Origin of the sequence: Pseudomonas sp. Pdm06 (assembly GCF_014851795.1) — a bacterium.
GTDB lineage: Bacteria > Pseudomonadota > Gammaproteobacteria > Pseudomonadales > Pseudomonadaceae > Aquipseudomonas > Aquipseudomonas fluorescens_AA.
This window is the reverse complement of the sequence record NZ_JACVAH010000001.1, coordinates 597,117-613,946: the sequence shown is the minus strand read 5'-3', so window position 1 is coordinate 613,946 and position 16,830 is coordinate 597,117. Positions and strand designations below refer to the sequence as shown.

Genomic DNA, 16,830 nt, shown 5'->3' with positions numbered 1-16,830 from the left:
AAAATAACGAGTGGGAGAAAAACCAGTGAACACATCCAGCCTCAAGGCGAATGCCGGCGCGGATCCGGTGCTGCTGTCGGCCATCGCCAAGGTCAAGCGCCACATCCTGCCGCTGTTCGTCATCATGTTTATCGTCAACTACATCGACCGCGTGAACATCGGCTTCGTCCGTGCCCACATGGAGCACGACCTGGGTATCGGTGCCGCGGCCTATGGCTTTGGTGCCGGGCTGTTCTTCATCGGCTACGCGCTGTTCGAAGTCCCGTCCAACATCCTCCTGCAACGCATCGGCGCCCGCATCTGGCTGACCCGCATCATGCTCACCTGGGGCCTGGTGGCGGCGGCCATGGCCTTCATCCAGAACGAAACCCACTTCTACATCCTGCGCTTTTTGCTGGGCGTGGCCGAAGCCGGATTCTTCCCTGGGGTGATCTACTATTTCACCCGCTGGCTGCCCGGCGTCGAGCGTGGCAAAGCCATCGCCATCTTCCTCAGCGGTTCGGCCATTGCGTCACTGATCTCCGGCCCGCTGTCGGGGCTGCTGCTGCAAATCAACGGCCTGGGCATGCACGGCTGGCAGTGGATGTACTTCATCGAAGGGATGTTTTCCGTCTGCCTGTGTGTCTTCGTCTGGTTCTGGCTGGACTCCAAGCCCCATGACGCCAAATGGCTGAGCCGCGAAGAACAGGATGTGCTGGTCAAGGCCATCGACGATGAACAGCGGGCACGGGAAGCCGCCTCGCCGATCAAACTGTCCATCGGCCAGTTGCTCAAGGATCGCCAGATCATCCTGTTTTGCCTGATCTATTTCTTCATTCAATTGACGATCTATGCCGCCACGTTCTGGCTGCCGAGCATCATCAAGAAAATGGGCGAACTGAGCGACATTCAGGTCGGGCTGTTCAATTCGATCCCGTGGTTGCTGTCAATCGTCGGCATGTACGCCTTCGCCTCGCTGTCGGCCAAGTGGAAATTCCAGCAGGCCTGGGTCGCCACCGCCCTGTTGATCGCGGCAGCCGGGATGTTCATGTCCACCACCGGCGGACCGATTTTCGCCTTCGTCGCCATCTGCTTCGCGGCCCTGGGTTTCAAATCGGCGTCGTCGTTGTTCTGGCCGATTCCCCAGGCTTACCTGGACGCCCGGATCGCCGCCGGGGTGATTGCCCTGATCAACTCGGTGGGCAACCTCGGCGGGTTCGTCGCCCCAACCACGTTCGGCCTGCTGGAAGAGCACACCGGCTCGATCCAGGGCGGCCTCTACGGCTTGGCGGCCACCTCGATCATTGCCGCGATCATCGTGTTTGCCGCACGCAACACGCCCAAGCCCAAAGCCGTGACGACGCCGGCCGATCCGGCCACCAGCCACGTCTGATCATTCGATTGCCAAGGATAAGTACAGATGAGTATTCCTGAAACCAGCAAAGCCCCGATCATCACCAGCATGCAGGTCGTGCCCGTGGCCGGCCATGACGGCATGCTGCTGAACCTCAGCGGCGCCCATGGCCCGTTCTTCACCCGCAACATCGTCATTCTCAAGGACAACGCCGGCCACACCGGCGTGGGCGAAGTGCCCGGCGGCGAGCGCATTCGCCAGACCCTCGAAGACGCCCGCTCGCTGGTGGTCGGCAGCCCCATCGGCACGTACCAGAAGATCCTCAACACGGTACGCAACGCCTTCGCCGACCGCGATGCCGGCGGCCGTGGCCTGCAGACCTTCGACCTACGCATCACCATCCACGCGGTCACTGGCCTGGAAGCGGCGTTGCTGGATCTACTCGGCCAACACCTGGACGTACCGGTCGCCGCCCTGCTCGGCGAAGGCCAGCAGCGCGACGAAGTGAAGATGCTCGGCTACCTGTTTTACGTCGGTGATCGCCAGCAGACCGACCTGGCCTATCGCAGCGAACCGGACGCCGACAACGACTGGTTCCGCGTGCGCCACGAAAAGGCCCTGGACGCCGACGCCGTGGTCCGCCTGGCCGAAGCGGCCCAGGCCCGCTATGGCTTCCAGGACTTCAAGCTCAAGGGCGGCGTGCTCCAGGGCGACGCAGAAATCGAAGCGGTCACCGCATTGGCCGAGCGCTTTCCCCAGGCCCGCATCACCCTGGACCCGAACGGCGCCTGGTCACTCAAGGAAGCGATCCGTTTGTGCCGCGACCAACACAAAGTGCTGGCCTATGCCGAAGACCCTTGCGGTGCCGAGAACGGCTATTCGGGGCGCGAGGTCATGGCCGAGTTCCGCCGCGCCACGGGCCTCAAGACGGCGACCAACATGATCGCCACCGACTGGCGCGAGATGGGTCACGCCATCACCTTGCAGTCGGTGGACATTCCCCTGGCCGACCCGCACTTCTGGACCATGCAGGGTTCGGTGCGGGTAGCGCAGATGTGCAATGAGTGGGGCCTGACCTGGGGCTCGCACTCCAACAACCACTTCGACATTTCCCTGGCAATGTTCACCCACGTGGCCGCCGCGGCACCGGGCGACATCACCGCCATCGACACCCACTGGATCTGGCAGGACGGCCAGCGACTGACCAAGGCGCCCTTGCAGATCCAGGGCGGCTGCGTACAGGTGCCGAAAAAACCGGGGTTGGGGATCGAGCTGGACACCGACCAACTGGCCAAGGCCCATGAGTTGTACAAAGGCATGGGCCTGGGGGCGCGGGACGATGCGGTGGCGATGCAGTTCCTGATTCCGGGCTGGACGTTCAACAACAAGCAGCCGTGCCTGGTTCGTTAAAGCGACCGATATCCCTTGTGGGAGCGAGCTTGCTCGCGATGGCGGTGGGTCAGCCACATTGCTGTCGACTGACACTCCGCTATCGCGAGCAAGCTCGCTCCCACATCTGGATTCATGAGCGCCACAGTCATCATTCGCCTTCAGGTTTTTGTAGAACCTACCCCTCCGGCCGCATGATCAACACCGCCAACGGCGGCAGGTTCAGTTCCAGCGACAGGGCCTGGCCATGGCTGGGCACTGCTTCGGTGAAGGCGCCACCGCCGTTGCCGTAGTTGGAACCGGCGTAGGTGTCGGCGTCGCTGTTGAGCAATTCCACCCAACGCCCGGCGAACGGCACGCCGACCCGGTAGGCCTCGCGCGGCACCGGGGTGAAGTTGGCGACCACCAGCACCGGCTTACCCTCCTTGCTCCAGCGCAACCAGGCGTAGACGCTGTTGAGCGCATCGTCGCCAATCAGCCACTGGAAGCCCTGCGGCGCGTCATCCTGGTCGTGCAGCGCCGGCTCTTCGCGGTACAGCCGGTTCAGATCGCTCACCAGCTTCTGCACGCCCCGGTGCTCAGGGTATTGCAGCAGGTACCAATCCAACTGCTGGTCGTGGTTCCACTCGCGCCACTGGCCGAACTCACACCCCATGAACAACAGCTTCTTGCCGGGATGGCCCCACATGAAGCTGAGGTAGGCCCTCAGGTTGGCGAATTTCTGCCAGCGGTCACCGGGCATCTTGTCGATCAGCGAGCGTTTGCCATGGACCACTTCGTCGTGGGAAATCGGCAGTACGAAGCGCTCGGACCAGGCATACACCAGGCCGAAGCTCAGTTCGTTGTGGTGATGGGCGCGGTACACCGGGTCTTGCTGGATGTAGTGCAGCGAATCGTGCATCCAGCCCATGTTCCACTTGTAGGCAAAACCCAGGCCGCCCTGCTGGGTACTCTGGCTGACCCCCGGCCACGCGGTGGACTCTTCGGCGATAACCAGCGCACCGGGGGTTTCCAGCGCCACCACATCGTTGAGGTGCCGGAGGAAATCGATGGCTTCGAGGTTTTCCCGACCGCCGTGGCGGTTGGGCACCCACTCGCCGGCCTTGCGCGAATAGTCGCGGTACAACATCGAGGCCACGGCATCCACCCGCAGGCCGTCGACGTGGAAATGCTTGAGCCAGTGCAACGCCGAAGCCAGCATGAAGCCGTGCACTTCGGTGCGGCCCAGGTTGTAGATCAGCGTGTCCCAATCCTGATGGAAACCCTCCAGCGGGTTGCCGTATTCGTACAGCGCGGTGCCGTCGAACTGGGCCAGGCCGTGGGTGTCGGTGGGGAAATGCGCCGGCACCCAGTCGAGGATGACACCGATGTTGGCCTGGTGGCAGGCGTTGACGAACGCGGCGAAATCGTCGGGCGATCCGAAGCGTGCCGTTGGCGCGAATTGCGACAGCGGCTGATAGCCCCAGGAGCCGCCGAACGGGTGTTCCATGATCGGCATCAGCTCGATGTGAGTGAAGCCCAGATCCCTGACATACGGAATCAGCCGCTCGGCCATTTCGTGCCAGTTGTATTGCCGGGCCACCTCCCCCGCTTCGTCGATTTCGCACTGCCAGGAGCCGGCATGCAACTCATAGATCGACAATGGCGCGCCCGGTAGCTGGCGTTCGCGCCGACTCTGCATCCACTCGTCGTCCTGCCACTCGATTTTCAAGGGCGAGGCGACTTTCGACGCCGTATCAGGTGGCATTTGCGTGGCCAGCGCCACCGGGTCGGCCTTGAGGGGCAGGATGCCGTGGGCGCCGAGGATTTCATATTTGTAGGCCTCCCCCGCCTCCAGCCGCGGGATGAACAATTCCCACACGCCGGATGGATAACGAATGCGCATCGGATGCCGGCGCCCGTCCCAGACGTTGAAGTCCCCCACCACCGAGACGCGCCGTGCATTCGGTGCCCACACGGCGAAGCGCACGCCCTCGACACCGTCGACGGTGGTCAGCTGTGCACCAAGGCAGGCACTGAGGTCGCGGTGATTGCCCTCGGCGAACAGGTAGAGGTCCATCTCCCCCAGCAGTGGGCCGAAGCTGTACGGGTCTTCGGCAACCTGCTCGCCGCCGGCCCAACGGGTGCGCAGCAAGTACGCTTGGGCGCGATCGAAATGGCCGACGAACAATCCCGGGGTTTCGGTGGGTTGCAGTTCCCCCAGTTCTTCGCCGCCCTCCCGGGCCAGCACATGCACGCTCAAGGCGCCAGGCAGGTAGGCGCGGATGAATTGGCCGCCGGCGCCGTCGCCATGGGGACCCAGGATGGAAAACGGATCGTGATGTTCGGCGCGCACCAGCGCGTCGATGTCTTGGGGGGCCGGCAGCAAGGATTCCTTGGCCTGACCCTGGGGTTCTTTGTTCGAGACACTCATGATTCTCTCCACTAAATCGGTCCGGCTAAGTCGGAAAAGGGTTGCAGCCCACTCAACAACCCGACCAGACCGTGCAACGGCACGGGCAGCCAGGTGGGGCGATTCTCGGCTTCATAGGCCACTTCATAGGCCGCCTTCTCCAGGCCGAACAACGCCAGCGCGGCGTCTTCGCCTTCAGCATCCTTCCACTCATGGGCAAGACTAGCTGCCGCCAGCCGATATGCCTCGACAAATGCCTGGCGGGCCTCTTTCAAATAACGCTCGGCGACCCGTTGCCGCGCCGCATCGGCATCGGCCGTGCTGTCGACGGTATTCAAGTGGATCGCCATGGCCGCCGCATAATCGAAGGAACGCAACACGCCGCTGACGTCCTTGTATGGGCTGTGCTTGCCCCGTCGCTCATGCAATGGCCGCGCCGGCTCACCTTCGAAGTCGATCAGGTAGGCGTCACCCTTGATCACCAACACTTGGCCCAGATGCAGGTCGCCATGGACGCGGATACGCAAGCCACCGACGGCCTTGCCGGCCAACGCCTGGACATGGGCCAGGACGGTTTTCTTGTGCTCCAACAAACGTGCGACCATGGCCTGGTCCGCGGGGTTCAATTGGCCCTGGCTCTGCTTGAGCAGACGCAAGGCGTTTTCCACCTGGCCGGCCACGTCCTTGCCGATGGCCTGGGCTTCCTTGGCGTTGGTGGCCTGCGGCGCGAAGTCCGGATCGTCGGTGGCCTGGGCCAGTACCTGGTGCATTTCTCCCAGGCGCTGGCCGAGCATGCCGGCGAAATCCTTCAGTTCGCCCAAGGCGTTGTAGTGCTGCTCCTGCTCGGACACAGCGTCCGCCAACTCATCGCGCAAGGCGCGTTCGAGGTTGTTCTGGGTCCATTCCCAGGCGTCGCCCTGGTTGCTCAGGTAGCCCTGGGCGATCATCAGCAACGCATCTTCGCCTTCGGCATCGCGGCGAACCACCGAACCCAGCAGCGGTGAAATATTGCTGAAACCCGCGGCGGTCAGGTAGGCGCTCATTTCCAGTTCCGGGTGCACGCCCGAGGCCACCTTGCGGATCAGCTTGAGTACCAGACTCGCCCCCACCACTACCGAACTGTTGGACTGTTCAGCGGACAGGTAGCGTACCTCCGGCTCGTCTCCCAGGCTCAACGCAGCCAGGCCTTCGGTCGGCTCGAAGCGCAACTCACCTTCGGCGAACGGCAGCACCGTGGCGGTCTGCATGCTGTGCAGCACGGCGCGCACGAAGCTTTCCAGGCTGAATGCATCGGTGATCAACCCCACCTGACGCCCCCGACGGACCCGCGACAAGGCCAGTTGCTGCGGCAACGCCGCACCGACCTGGTCTTCGGCGAGCAAACCGAACGGCAACTGATAACGCAGGGTCTGGCCGCCACTGGTGACATCGATTTCACTGAGTAGCACGGGGCGCTGCGGGTCGCCGAAGCGCACACCATAGACAATGTCGACCTTCTCGATCGCACTGTCCTTGCCGGCGAACCAGCGCCGGTTCTGCAACCAGCTCGGCAGGATGGCTTGCTCCAGCGTGGTGCGCGATGGCGCTTCGAGCAATTCTTCCAGGCGTTTCTTCAGCACCAGGGTGGTGAAGTCCGGCAGGCTCTGGGCCGGCTCCACGTGCCAGCTCGGCATCTGGTTTTCCGCCGCCAGGACGAACCAATAGAAACCGTACGGCGCCAGGGTCAACAGGAAATTCAACTGCCCAATGGGTGGGAAAGCGTTGCCACCGAGCATCTCCACCGGAACCATGCCGGCGTAGACCGACAGGTCCAGCTCGGCGGCCTGGGCGCTGCGGGACACGTTGGCCACGCACAGGATGATTTCGTGCTTGCCGTCGGGGCCGGTGTATTCGCGGGTGTAGGCCAGGATCCGGCGGTTGCTGGGCGAGAGCATTTTCAGCGTGCCCCGACCAAAGGCCTTGGACTGCTTGCGCACCGCCAGCATCCGCCGGGTCCAGTTGAGCAGTGAGTGTGGGTCGCCGGCCTGGGTCTCGACGTTGACCGACTGGTAGCCATACTGCGGGTCCATGATCGGCGGCAGCACCAGGCTGGCCGGGTCGGCGCGGGAGAAGCCGCCGTTACGGTCGATGGACCATTGCATCGGCGTACGCACGCCATCGCGGTCGCCCAGGTAGATGTTGTCGCCCATGCCGATTTCATCACCGTAGTACAACGTCGGCGTGCCGGGCATCGACAACAGCAGGCTGTTGAGCAACTCCACGCGCCGACGGTCGCGCTCCATCAACGGCGCCAGGCGCCGGCGAATCCCCAAGTTGATGCGCGCCCGACGGTCGGCCGCGTAGTAGTTCCACAGGTAGTCGCGCTCCTTGTCGGTGACCATCTCCAGGGTCAATTCATCGTGGTTGCGCAGGAAAATCGCCCACTGGCAATTGGCGGGAATCTCCGGGGTCTGGCGCAGGATGTCGGTGATCGGGAAACGATCTTCCTGGGCCAGTGCCATGTACATGCGCGGCATCAGCGGGAAGTGGAAAGCCATGTGGCATTCGTCACCGTTCATCCCTTGGGCGTCGACATCACCGAAGTACAACTGGGTGTCTTCCGGCCACTGGTTGGCTTCGGCCAGCAACATGCGGTCAGGATAGTTGGCGTCGATTTCGGCACGGATCAGCTTCAGGACGTCATGGGTCTCGGGCAGGTTTTCGTTGTTGGTGCCGTCGCGCTCGATCAGGTACGGGATGGCGTCCAGGCGCAGGCCGTCGATGCCCATGTCCAGCCAGTAGCGCATCACCGACAACACGGCCTTGATGACCTGCGGGTTGTCGAAATTGAGGTCGGGCTGGTGGGAGTAGAAACGGTGCCAGAAGTACTGGCCCGCCACTGGGTCCCAGGTCCAGTTGGACTTTTCAGTGTCGAGGAAGATGATCCGCGTGCCGTCGTACTTGTGGTCGTCATCGGACCAGACATAGAAGTCCCGCGCCTTCGAACCCGGCTTGGCCTTGCGCGCGCGCTGGAACCAGGGGTGCTGGTCCGACGTGTGGTTGATGACCAGCTCGGTGATCACCCGCAGGTTGCGCTTGTGGGCTTCGGCGATGAACCGCCGCGCATCGGCCATGGTGCCGTAGTCGGGGCTGACGCCACGGTATTCGGCGATGTCATAACCGTCGTCGCGCCGGGGGGAAGGATAGAACGGCAGCAACCAGATGGTGTTGACGCCCAGGTCGGCGATGTAGTCGAGTTTCTCGATCAGGCCGGGGAAATCACCGATCCCGTCGTTATTGGAGTCGAAATAGGATTTAACGTGAACCTGGTAAATCACCGCATCCTTGTACCAGAGCGGATCCTTGATGAAGGTGGCAGACCGGGGTTTCTTCGCCATTTGCAACTCCTGATAATTCATTAAAGCCGCGGGACACAGGCTTGAAAGGTCTTTTTATGGGGTGAGGTCTTTTTGTGGCGAGGGAGCTTGCTCCCGCTGGGCGCCAAGCGCCCCCCCTGAAATCACGACCGCTTCGCAGCCGAGCGGGAGCAAGCTCCCTCGCCACAACAGCTCTCACTCAACATTGCATCGCATCACGCCACGCTGATCCGCCAAATCCCGAACGGCTGGTACGCCGGATCAATGCGCATGAACTGGTACTTGCCGTACCAGGTCCAGCGATGCCCGTTCATCAAATCCTCGCCCTGGGTCTGGGCGTCGTCGGGCAGGCCCATTTCCCACAGCGGCAATTCGAAACTGGCTTCCTGCGGGTTGTGCGGATCAAGGCTCACCGCCACCAGGATGAAATTGCTGCCGTCGGCGGTGCGCTTGCCGAAATAGAGAATGTTGTCGTTCCACGCGTTGTAGATTTTCAGGCCCAAGTGGGTATGCAGCGCCGGGTTCTGTCGGCGGATGCGGTTGAGCTGGGCGATCTCGGCAATGATGTTGCCCGGCGCGGTGAAATCGCGAGGACGGATCTCGTATTTCTCCGAATCGAGGTATTCCTCTTTGCCCGGTACCGGGGCCGACTCGCACAGTTCAAAGCCCGAATACATGCCCCACAGACCCGAGCCCATGGTTGCCAAGGCCGCGCGGATCAAGAAGCCCGGGCGCCCCGACTCATGGAGAAAGGCCGGGTTGATGTCTGGCGTGTTGACGAAAAAATTCGGCCGGTAGCATTCACGCCAAGGCGACTCATTGAGCTCGCTGAAGTAGGTCGCCAGCTCGGCCTTGGTGTTGCGCCAAGTGAAATAGGTGTAGCTCTGGGAATAACCGACCTTGCCCAGTCGCGCCATCATGGCCGGGGTGGTGAACGCTTCTGCCAGGAACATCACTTCGGGGTATTGGGCCCGGACGTCGGCGATCAGCCATTGCCAGAACGGCAGTGGCTTGGTGTGAGGGTTATCGACGCGAAAGATCTTCACGCCTTCCTTGACCCAGCCCACCACGATGTCCCGCAGTTCCACCCACAGGCTGGGAATCGCATCGGCCGCGTAGAAATCGACGTTGACGATGTCCTGGTATTTCTTCGGCGGGTTTTCCGCGTATTTGATCGTGCCGTCCGGTCGCCAACTGAACCAGCCCGGGTGCTGCTTGAGCCAGGGGTGGTCCTGGGAACACTGGATCGCGAAGTCGAGGGCAATCTCCAGGCCGTGCTGCGCGGCGGCCGCCACCAGGCGCCGGAAATCCTCGCGGCTGCCCAATTGCGGGTGAATGGCCTCGTGCCCGCCCTCCTCGCTGCCGATGGCATAGGGGCTGCCCGGGTCGTCGGGACCGGCGGTGAGGGAATTGTTCGGGCCTTTGCGGAAACTACGACCGATGGGGTGGATCGGCGGGAAGTACAGCACGTCGAACCCCATGTCCTGGATCACCGCCAGGCGCGAATGCACATCATTGAACGTGCCATGGCGCTGGGGATCGTCGGTGATCGAGCGGGGAAACAGCTCATACCAACTGGCAAACTCGGACAGCTTGCGCTCCACATCCAACGGGTATTCGGGGCTGATGCTCAAGTAAGGTCGATGATCGGCCAGGGACATCAGGTCGGCACTGCGCGGTGCCAGGAACAGCGCCACCTGCTCCGTCGGCAACAGGCCGGAAAGCTCGTGGTGCAAGGCCGCCAGTTGCTCGCTCAGTTCCCCTGTGCTGCGCTCGACGGCCATTTGCACTTGGTTGCGTCCTTCCTGCAACTCCAGGCTGATCGGCACTCCGGCACCGAACTTCTTCTCCAGTTCGTAGCGGAAACTGGCGAACTGATCGATCCAGGCCTCGATGCAGAAAACATAGCGACCTTGCTCCGACACGTTGAACTGGCCGCGCCAGCCATTATTGCCCAGGTCGCGCATGACCTCGCTGTTCCACAGCTCATCCTGCAGCGAACGCCAGCGAATGCGCACCGCCAGCTTGTCGTGACCGTCGGCGAACACTTTACTGGTCACCGTCACGTCCTGCCCGGCCACGGCCTTGGCGGCAAATTGCCCGCCGTCGATCACCGGCATGGTGTTTTCAATCGCGATACGCGGTAACAACAAGGCTTGAGACAGCGGTAAATGCGGGTTGTAGGCCTGGTCAGACGGGTGTTCAGCAGTCATCGAGCATCGCTCCTTTTACGCCCCATGGACGCGCTTGTGGCGGTAAAGGCCCAACGGGTCCCTGAAAAAAACTCACTTAAACTCCGAACCGGGACGACGGCTAAAAGTTCAGCGGGATTTGCCTTCGATGTATCCGGGATCAAACCCGGTACAGGATGGTCAACAACCATAAGCACGACTCAAGCCATGTGCGTTACGGAGACCCGTTCCTAATGAATATTCCCATCCCGGCCGAAACACCCGATCCGAACATCGACGACCCCACCTTGCCCCCGCCCGGTCCCGATCCGGATCCGATTCCAGAGCAAGACCCGCCGCTGGCCCCACAACCGCCCAAGGGTGACCCGCCCAGCGAGGCGCCGCCGGAGCGGGTTTGATTCAACGACTCCCTGTGGGAGCGAGCTTGCTCGCGATAGCGGAGTGTCAATCAGCATAGTGGCTGGCTGATCCTCCGCCATCGTCGAAACGCCGCTCGGGGCAAGCTCGCTCCCACAGGTCTTATGTTCAGGCTGATGGCTTGTCGCCCTTCTCCAGCGCCCGAACAATGACCGGCATCACACTGAAGATGGCCAGGGCCAACACCGTACTGAGTACCGCGGTCGCCTCCCGGCCCAGCCCGGCGGCGACGCCAATGGCCGCGGTCATCCACAGGCCGGCGGCGGTGGTCAGGCCTTTGACATGACTTTCATCGCCGTCGTTGTTTTTCAGAATCGTACCGGCGCCGAGAAAACCGATGCCGGCGACCACCCCTTGTATCACCCGGCTCATGGCGTCGGCCTGAGACCCGGACATCTGTGGCACCAATACGAACAATGCCGCCCCCAGCGCCACGAGCATGTGGGTTCGCACGCCGGCAGCCTTGCCCTTGTGTTCGCGCTCGAAGCCCAGGATGCCGCCCAACAGCGCGGCCATGACCAGCCGCACCGTGACCCGGGTCATCTGCTGGGCATCGGTGATGTCGGCGAATTCCGCCTGCAGGGTTATCCAGACTTCATGCCACCAGGCTTCCATGGAGCGTCCTCTTTCTCATTGGATAAACGATGGACCGCAAGCGAAGCCAGAGGTGCACCCGACCGCTGATCAGCCACAACGAACCCTGGCTTGGCCGCGCGACCTAACGTTCATGACCCCTGAAGGAGGAACACCATGACTGTCCGTATCGATGAGAACCAGACCTGCCATTTCGAAACCCCCGACGGCACCGAACAGCGCCCCGCCAGCGAGCTGACCATCATCACCGCCCCGGACAAGGCCATGTCAGTCGTGGAGCTCAATGGCGACCGGTTCTATATCACCGAGGCCGAGGCCGATGCACTGACCGTGGCCGGCGCAGTCGACGGGCGCAAGCACCTGAAGGCCAGCGACAGCGGCTCGGCGATCTGACGCCACCCACCAACTGCGACCTGTACGAACTGCGTAGGAGCTGTCGAGCGAAGCGAGGCTGCGATCTTTCCTCATTGAGTCCAAAGCGAAAGATCAAGATCAAAAGATCGCAGGCTTCGCCAGCTCCTACAGAGCCCAACGGGAGCAAGGTGTTGTTCGCTCGCCCCCCGATGCATCAAAGTGTCGCAGCGCCTGGGCTTCGCGGCATCTGATCCGGTTTTTATCGAAACACCTGAGTCTGTTATGCAAACAGTTCCATGGTCATAGTGCGCCGGCCAGATAGAGGCTGATGAGCGACCGACCATGAGCGATAGAATCCCCGTCCAGTTGATACAGACGTTCGAACCTGCGCCAACGAAGATCAAGGCCAGGACCACCGACAACCTGATCCACACCCGCAGCTTCACCGGTTTGTTCCGCACCTTGCGCATCAGCGGTGCGGGGGTTCTGTTCCTGCTGTTCTTTGGCACGGTGTGGTTGAACTGGGGCGGCCGCCAGGCGGTGCTCTGGGACCTTTCCGAAAGCAAATTCCATATTTTTGGCGCGACCTTCTGGCCCCAGGATTTCATCCTGCTGTCGGCCCTGTTGATCATCGCCGCCTTCGGCCTGTTTGCGATCACCGTGTTTGCCGGTCGCGTGTGGTGTGGCTACACCTGCCCGCAGAGCTCCTGGACATGGCTGTTCATGTGGTGTGAGAAAATCACCGAAGGCGAACGCAACCAGCGGATCAAGCTGCAAGCGGCCCCCTGGGGCCTGAGCAAACTGTTGCGCCGCAGCGCCAAGCACACCTTGTGGCTGGCCATCAGCCTGCTCACCGGCCTGACGTTCGTGGGCTACTTCACGCCGATCCGCCCCTTGGCCGAAGAGCTGATGACCCTGCAGATCGGCGGTGTCAGCCTGTTCTGGGTACTGTTTTTCACCGCTGCCACCTACCTCAACGCCGGCTGGCTGCGGGAAGCGGTGTGCATGCACATGTGCCCCTATGCACGCTTTCAGAGCGTAATGTTCGACAAGGACACGTTGACCATCTCCTACGACACGGCCCGTGGCGAAATCCGCGGCCCGCGTAAACGCGAGGTGAAGCCGGCCAATATTGGCCTGGGGGACTGCATCGACTGCCAGATGTGCGTGCAGGTCTGCCCCACCGGCATCGACATCCGCGACGGCTTGCAGATGGAATGCATCGGCTGCGCGGCGTGCATCGACGCCTGCGACTCGATCATGGACAAGATGGGCTACGCCCGCGGCCTGATCAAATACACCTCGGAACGCCAGTTGCAGGGTGGCAAGACCCACTTGCTGCGGCCCCGGCTGGTAGGCTACACCGCCGTGCTGCTGGTGATGATCGGCGCGCTGGCCCTGGCTTTGGTGCAACGGCCAATGGTATCCCTGGACGTCAGCAAGGACCGCGGCCTGTTCCGCGAAAACAGCGCAGGCCAGATCGAGAACATCTACAGCCTGAAAATCATCAACAAGACCCAGCAACGCCAGGACTATCACCTGTCCCTGGTGGATGGCGACGGCTTCGTCCTCCAGGGCAAGACCCAACTGAGCCTGGCGCCCGGGGAAATCGTCGACGTGCCGGTGTCGGTGGCGATGCTCAGCGAGCGGCCTCGCAGCGGCTCCCAGGAAATGACCTTCAAGGTGGCCGACAGCGATGAACCCGGCATCTACAGCCTGGCCAAGAGCCGTTTTGTCGCACCGATGAATCGTTGAAGCTTTAAGATGCCGGGCGCCCTGTGGGAGCGAGCTTGTGGGAGCGAAGCTTGCTCGCGAAGAACGATGACGCGACCTTACTGTTGATCCGTGTCGCCTGCGTCGCGAGCAACCTTTGCTCCCACGGGCTCCCTCACAGTTTAAAAAGCGCAAACCATGTGTCACTCAAGACTGGGCCCGCCATGAAACGCTATGAAAAATTCGCCGACGACATCGCTGAACTGATCCGCTCCGGCATGCTGGGGCCCGGCCAGCGCGTGCCCTCGGTGCGTTATGCCAGCCAGACCTACGGCGTCAGCCCGTCCACCGTGTTCCAGGCCTATTACCTGCTGGAGCGACGCGGCCTGATCCGCGCCCGGCCGCGCTCGGGCTATTTCGTCAACACCCATGCGCCGAGCCCGTTTTCCGAACCGGCCATCAGCACCCAGGTGCACGAGTCCACCGAAGTGGACGTCAGCGAACTGGTGTTTTCGGTGCTGGACTCGATCAAGGACCCGGCCACCGTACCGTTCGGCTCGGCGTTCCCCAGCCCGCTGCTGTTTCCGTTGCAGCGCTTGTCGCGCTCGCTGTCCAGCGCCACACGGGACATGGACCCTCGGGTCGTCGTCACCGACATGTCGCCGGGCAACCCGCACCTGCGCCGGCAAATTGCCCTGCGCTACATGGTGGGCGGGTTGATGCTGCCCATGGAGGAACTGCTGGTCACCAACGGCGCCCTCGAAGCCTTGAACCTGTGCCTGCAAGCCGTGACCGAGCCCGGCGACCTGGTGGCGATCGAGGCACCGGCGTTCTACGCCTGCCTGCAAGTGCTGGAACGACTCAAGCTCAAGGCCGTGGAAATCCCCGTCCACCCCCGCGAAGGTATCGACCTGGAGGTATTGGCGCAGACCCTGGAGCGCCATCCGATCAAGGCCTGCTGGTGCATGACCACTTTCCAGAACCCCATGGGGGCGACCATGCCCGAGGAAAGGAAGCAGGCACTGGTGGAGTTGTTGCGCCGCCACCAGGTGCCGTTGATCGAAGACGACGTGTACGCCGAGCTCTATTACGGCCAACAGGCCCCCAAGCCCGCCAAGGCGTTCGACACCGAAGGATTAGTAATGCATTGCGGTTCGTTCGCCAAGAGCCTGGCGCCGGGCTATCGCATCGGCTGGGTCGCCGCCGGGCGCTATGCGCAGAAGATCGAACGGCTCAAGCTCATGACCTCGCTATGCGCCTCGATGCCGGCCCAGGCCGCCATCGCCGACTACCTGCAACACGGCGGCTACGACCGTCACCTGCGCAAACTGCGCTACGCCCTGGAAGAACAGCAAAGCGCGATGCTGAGCGCCATCGCCCGTTACTTCCCGGCCCAGACCCGGGTCAGTCAGCCAGCGGGCGGTTACTTCCTGTGGCTGGAGCTGCCGGAGCAGATGGACTCGCTGAAACTGTTCCAGATGGCCCTGGCCCAAGGCATCAGCATCGCCCCGGGACCGATCTTTTCGCCGACCCGACGCTTCAGGAATTGCATTCGCTTGAACTATGGCAGCCCGTGGACCGAGGCCTCGGAAAAGGCCATGGAGACATTGGGGCGGATTATTCGCTCACTGATAACGAGACAAGACAACTGAAGACGACCTGTCAGCTCTGACAGTAGCAGGCTTGTGGGGAACGACTTAGCGTAGAGATCGCCAACCGAAATGAGCATCCCGCGTTGGCAACAATCAGCTAAGGAGAAGATCATGAAATATTTTCACGATTTCGAGAGCGGTCCAGACGGTTGGAGATTTACTCAAAGTGAAGGAGAAATAGTAAGGGAACCGAGCGGCAATCATTACATCACAGGCAACGAGTATGTGACTGATTACAGCTTGGCCAAGATATTCAAATTGCCATTCGTGGACAATCTTCCAGTCACCGTAAAGTTCGACATCAAAGTCCCCGATGGGGTGACGCTGAAAGAGTTGGCTTGTACAGTCAATAATAATGTTCAGCTACTGGACGTCCCCGCAGGCGATGACCAATGGCATTCTTGCAAAGTGACATTTCCCCCTCCTCCACCTCAAACGTCCGGATTTCCTACCGTTCGTATTACAGCATTCCGAGAAGTTGAAAAGCCTCCACACGGCGTAGGGTTCGATAACATCTACGTCATCCAGGAATAACCCCTGTCCGGCCATTTCAATGCAGGCGTTCTGCATACCGATAACATCCAAGGCAACCCCGCTCCCATAGGCGGTCTGTATTCAAATGTGGGAGCGAGCTTGCTCGCGATGGGGCCAGACCAGACAACCCAGGGCTCAGCGCCCACCGCCCAGGTCCACAAACGTCCCGGTCGCATACGAAGCCTTGTCCGACAGCAGCCAGATAATCGCCTCGGCGACTTCATCCGGACGACCGCCCCGGGCCATGGGGATTGCCGATTCCAGCTTGCTGACCCGATCCGGGTCGCCGCTCAGGGCATGGAAGTCGGTGTAGATGTAGCCGGGACGCACCGCGTTGACGCGAATGCCTTCGCCGGCGACTTCTTTGGACAGGCCGACGGTGAACGTGTCCAGGGCGCCCTTGGAGGCCGCGTAGTCGATGTACTCGTTGGGGGAGCCCAGGCGAGCGGCCACGGACGAAACGTTGACGATGCTGCCGCCCTGCCCGCCATGCCGGGGCGACATGCGCAGCACCGCGTGCTTGGCGCAGAGAATCGGACCCAGCACGTTAGTCTTCATGATCTTGAGAATGCGGAATTCGGACATTTCATCGAGCCGGGCTTTCTGGGCAACCGTCCCGGCATTATTCACCAACGCGGTGACACGCCCCAGCTCGGCATCCACCCGGTTGAACAGGCCGATCACTTCGTCCTCGATGCTCACATCGGCGCGCACGGCAATCGCCTGTGCGCCCTTGGCCCGGACCTGTTCGAGCACCTCCTGCGCGGCGCTTTCATCGGACTGGTAGTTGATGCAGATCCGATAGCCCAACTCGGCAGCCAACAGCGCCGTGGCCGCCCCGATTCCGCGGCCGCCACCGGTGATGACGATGACTTTATCCACGCTTGCTTCTCCCATTCCACGG

At 61.9% G+C, this 16,830-nt stretch carries 12 protein-coding genes; 7 read left to right on the top strand and 5 right to left on the bottom strand.

All coding sequences use genetic code 11. The features are described 5' to 3' along the window. Window positions 1-25: 25 nt before the first annotated feature. The gene (locus IB266_RS02755) at window positions 26-1,372 is read left to right on the top strand and encodes an MFS transporter (RefSeq protein ID WP_192259996.1); all 1,347 of its coding nucleotides are present in this window, start codon (window positions 26-28) and stop codon (window positions 1,370-1,372) included. 27 nt (window positions 1,373-1,399) lie between these two features. After that, the gene (gene gudD, locus IB266_RS02750) at window positions 1,400-2,743 is read left to right on the top strand and encodes a glucarate dehydratase (RefSeq protein WP_192259994.1); all 1,344 of its coding nucleotides are present in this window, start codon (window positions 1,400-1,402) and stop codon (window positions 2,741-2,743) included. Window positions 2,744-2,900: 157 nt separating this feature from the next. Here the strand turns inward: gudD and glgB are convergent, their stop codons facing one another. From glgB to IB266_RS02735, 3 genes are all read right to left on the bottom strand, one after another. Further along, window positions 2,901-5,135, bottom strand: a complete 2,235-nt coding sequence (gene glgB, locus IB266_RS02745; protein WP_192259992.1) for a 1,4-alpha-glucan branching protein GlgB — start codon at window positions 5,133-5,135, stop codon at window positions 2,901-2,903. 11 nt (window positions 5,136-5,146) lie between these two features. Then, window positions 5,147-8,491: a maltose alpha-D-glucosyltransferase gene (gene treS / locus IB266_RS02740; protein WP_192259990.1), complete on the bottom strand. Its 3,345-nt coding sequence runs from the start codon at window positions 8,489-8,491 to the stop codon at window positions 5,147-5,149. 194 nt (window positions 8,492-8,685) lie between these two features. Next, window positions 8,686-10,683 carry an alpha-1,4-glucan--maltose-1-phosphate maltosyltransferase gene (locus IB266_RS02735; RefSeq protein ID WP_192259988.1) on the bottom strand — a complete coding sequence of 666 codons (1,998 nt, stop codon included), beginning with the start codon at window positions 10,681-10,683 and terminating at the stop codon, window positions 8,686-8,688. Window positions 10,684-10,895: 212 nt separating this feature from the next. Between IB266_RS02735 and IB266_RS02730 the strand changes: the two genes are divergently transcribed. Further along, a complete protein-coding gene (locus IB266_RS02730; RefSeq protein ID WP_192259986.1) occupies window positions 10,896-11,060 on the top strand; it encodes a hypothetical protein in 165 nt (54 codons plus the stop codon). A gap of 127 nt (window positions 11,061-11,187) precedes the next feature. On the opposite strand, the gene IB266_RS02725 is transcribed toward IB266_RS02730, so the two are convergent. Then, window positions 11,188-11,694, bottom strand: a complete 507-nt coding sequence (locus IB266_RS02725) for an MgtC/SapB family protein (RefSeq protein WP_192259984.1) — start codon at window positions 11,692-11,694, stop codon at window positions 11,188-11,190. Window positions 11,695-11,829: 135 nt separating this feature from the next. On the opposite strand from IB266_RS02725, the gene IB266_RS02720 reads away from it, so the two are divergent. From IB266_RS02720 to IB266_RS02705, 4 genes are all read left to right on the top strand, one after another. After that, window positions 11,830-12,066 carry a DUF3203 family protein gene (locus tag IB266_RS02720; protein WP_192259982.1) on the top strand — a complete coding sequence of 79 codons (237 nt, stop codon included), beginning with the start codon at window positions 11,830-11,832 and terminating at the stop codon, window positions 12,064-12,066. A gap of 303 nt (window positions 12,067-12,369) precedes the next feature. Continuing rightward, window positions 12,370-13,782 (top strand): cytochrome c oxidase accessory protein CcoG, encoded by a 1,413-nt coding sequence (ccoG, locus tag IB266_RS02715; protein WP_192259980.1) that lies wholly within the window; start codon window positions 12,370-12,372, stop codon window positions 13,780-13,782. Between the two features lie 182 nt (window positions 13,783-13,964). Further along, window positions 13,965-15,392 carry a GntR family transcriptional regulator MpaR gene (gene mapR, locus IB266_RS02710; protein WP_192259978.1) on the top strand — a complete coding sequence of 476 codons (1,428 nt, stop codon included), beginning with the start codon at window positions 13,965-13,967 and terminating at the stop codon, window positions 15,390-15,392. A gap of 111 nt (window positions 15,393-15,503) precedes the next feature. Next, window positions 15,504-15,926 (top strand): hypothetical protein, encoded by a 423-nt coding sequence (locus IB266_RS02705; protein ID WP_192259976.1) that lies wholly within the window; start codon window positions 15,504-15,506, stop codon window positions 15,924-15,926. A gap of 135 nt (window positions 15,927-16,061) precedes the next feature. Here the strand turns inward: IB266_RS02705 and IB266_RS02700 are convergent, their stop codons facing one another. Next, complete coding sequence (locus IB266_RS02700; RefSeq protein WP_092199200.1) at window positions 16,062-16,808, bottom strand: SDR family oxidoreductase; 747 nt, start codon at window positions 16,806-16,808, stop codon at window positions 16,062-16,064. Between the last annotated feature and the right edge of the window lie 22 nt (window positions 16,809-16,830).

What these genes read in the sequence shown, in the direction of transcription:
- IB266_RS02735 (WP_192259988.1), bottom strand. Translation starts at nt 10,683, where the DNA reads ATGACTGCTGAACACCCGTCTGACCAGGCCTACAACCCGCATTTACCG.
- treS (WP_192259990.1), bottom strand. Translation starts at nt 8,491, where the DNA reads ATGGCGAAGAAACCCCGGTCTGCCACCTTCATCAAGGATCCGCTCTGG.
- IB266_RS02730 (WP_192259986.1), top strand. Translation starts at nt 10,896, where the DNA reads ATGAATATTCCCATCCCGGCCGAAACACCCGATCCGAACATCGACGAC.
- IB266_RS02705 (WP_192259976.1), top strand. Translation starts at nt 15,504, where the DNA reads ATGAAATATTTTCACGATTTCGAGAGCGGTCCAGACGGTTGGAGATTT.
- gudD (WP_192259994.1), top strand. Translation starts at nt 1,400, where the DNA reads ATGAGTATTCCTGAAACCAGCAAAGCCCCGATCATCACCAGCATGCAG.
- IB266_RS02720 (WP_192259982.1), top strand. Translation starts at nt 11,830, where the DNA reads ATGACTGTCCGTATCGATGAGAACCAGACCTGCCATTTCGAAACCCCC.
- mapR (WP_192259978.1), top strand. Translation starts at nt 13,965, where the DNA reads ATGAAACGCTATGAAAAATTCGCCGACGACATCGCTGAACTGATCCGC.
- ccoG (WP_192259980.1), top strand. Translation starts at nt 12,370, where the DNA reads ATGAGCGATAGAATCCCCGTCCAGTTGATACAGACGTTCGAACCTGCG.
- glgB (WP_192259992.1), bottom strand. Translation starts at nt 5,135, where the DNA reads ATGAGTGTCTCGAACAAAGAACCCCAGGGTCAGGCCAAGGAATCCTTG.
- IB266_RS02725 (WP_192259984.1), bottom strand. Translation starts at nt 11,694, where the DNA reads ATGGAAGCCTGGTGGCATGAAGTCTGGATAACCCTGCAGGCGGAATTC.